The sequence below is a fragment of the Actinomycetes bacterium genome, from assembly GCA_036510875.1.
In the GTDB taxonomy this organism is placed as follows: domain Bacteria; phylum Actinomycetota; class Actinomycetes; order Prado026; family Prado026; genus DATCDE01.
Window position 1 is genome coordinate 1 of sequence record DATCDE010000373.1, and the last position, 2004, is coordinate 2004.

Sequence of the window (2004 nt, forward strand, 5' to 3'; positions counted from 1 at the left end):
TCGGTCCGGCGCTGGCGGCACCTGGACCTCGGTGCGAGCAAGCTGTTCCTGCAGGCGCGGATCCGCCGGTTGCACTGCCGGCGCTGTGACCGGGTCGTGACCGAGGCGGTGCCCTGGGCGCGGCCGCGGGCCCGGCACTCCCGGGACTTCGAGGACGTCGTGGCGTGGTTGGCGCAGCGCGCGGACAAGACCACGATCGCCCGGTTGCTGCGGACCTCGTGGGAGACCGCCGCGGGGATCGTCACCCGGGTCGTCACCGAAGCCATCGATGACCGCCGGTTGAGCGGGCTGCTGCGGATCGGGGTCGACGAGGTCTCCTACCGCAAGGGACACCGTTACCTGACCGTCGTCGCCGACCACGACCAGGCCGGGCGGGTCGTCTGGGCCGGTGAGGGCAAGAACGCCGCGACCCTGGGCCTGTTCTACGACGAGCTCGGTCAGAGTGGTTGCGCGGCACTGGAAGCGGTCAGCATGGACCTCGGTGCCGCGTTCAAGAAGGCCACCGACACCCACGCCCCGCAAGCCCGCCAATGCGTCGACCCGTTCCACCTGGTCGCGCTCGCGAACGAGGCCATCAACAAGGCCCGTCGCTGGGCGTGGAACCTCGAACGTGACAAGGCCAGGACCGCGCCCCGGCCGCGCCGGGGACGCCCGCCCGCGGACAGCCCACCACCACCGCGGAACCAGGTCCGGTGGGTCAAACACAGCCGCTGGGCGCTCCTGAAAGACCCCGACCAGCTCCTGCCGTCCCAGCTCGACGTGCTCCACGAACTACGCCGCGCCAACTCGGTGCTCTACCGCTGCTGGCAGCTCAAGGAAGGCCTCCGCGACCTCTACCGCCTCCACGACCCGGCCGACGCGCCCGCCCACCTCGATTGGTGGCTGGCCTGGGCCTGCCGCAGCCGCATCCCCGCGTTCCTGACCCTGTCCAAGACCGTCCGGACCAACCGCGACCGCGTCCTCGCCGCCATCGAGCTCGGCCTGTCCAACAGCAAACTCGAAGGCCTCAACAGCAAGATCCGACTCATCAACCACCGCGGCTACGGACACCACAGCGCGACCGCCCTCATCGCGATGATCTACCTCTGCTGCGGAGGACTCACGATCACGCTGCCCACAGAAAGGTGAGGAGAACCCTATTTGCCTGGGGGAGGACGTCTCCGTTGTATGCAGGCTGGTGCCGATCGAGTACTCAACACCGCCTGCTTCGGGGCCGGGACGAGTGATTCCCGTTGTGGCACAGGGGGTACGCCCGGCACACGAGGTCACCACGAGCCCTCCCGCAACAAGTCCGTGCCGGTACCGCGCCCAGATGTGGGACCCGGCGCCGGTCCCTACGGCCCGACCAGCCTCCACCGTTCCTGACTGGTATCCCACGGGGCTCCCTCGGGGCTCCCACGCGATCCGGGGCGGATGAACCCGCAAGAACTCAACTCCACCGGGACCGGAACCCGGCGACAGAGTCCCCACGAGCCCCGGAACGCTTCACTGCTTCGGAGCGGACCTGAGATGCTTCGGGCGGGCCACCGGATCTGAGAATCACGGTCCGCGCAGGGCTAGTGTCAAATCATGAGCATCGCAGACATCGGTCCCCGTCCCCAGGCGTTCAACTTGGAGACCGAGACGCTCGAGAACCCCAACTACCGCACCGTGGCCTGGAGCGGCACCTACCTGCAGGTCACCCTCATGTCGATTCCGGTCAACGGTGACATCGGCTTGGAGAAGCACGGTGAGACGGACCAGTTCATTCGGCTCGACCGCGGTCACGGCCGCGCCCAGATGGGACCCGCCAAGGACGACCTGACCTATGACCAAGAGGTCACCGACGGCTGGTGCGTCCTCGTGCCGGCCGGCAGTTGGCACAACATCACCAACATCGGCGACGAACCGATGCAGGTCTACACCGTGTACGCCCCGCAGCACCACAAGCCGGGCAAGGTGCAGCAGACCAAGGCGATCGCCGACACCGACACCGACGACGAACCCGCGGACTGGTCTGTTCAA

At 68.0% G+C, this 2004-nt stretch carries 2 protein-coding genes; both read left to right on the forward strand.

Annotation, left to right across the window (positions count from 1 at the left end):
* Positions 1 to 1128 (forward strand): ISL3 family transposase (locus VIM19_21215; GenBank protein ID HEY5187350.1); only part of this gene is annotated, 1128 nt, incomplete at its 5' end.
* A 441-nt stretch (positions 1129 to 1569) separates the two neighbouring features.
* On the forward strand, positions 1570 to 2004 hold a 435-nt coding region (locus tag VIM19_21220), incomplete at its 3' end, for a cupin domain-containing protein (protein HEY5187351.1).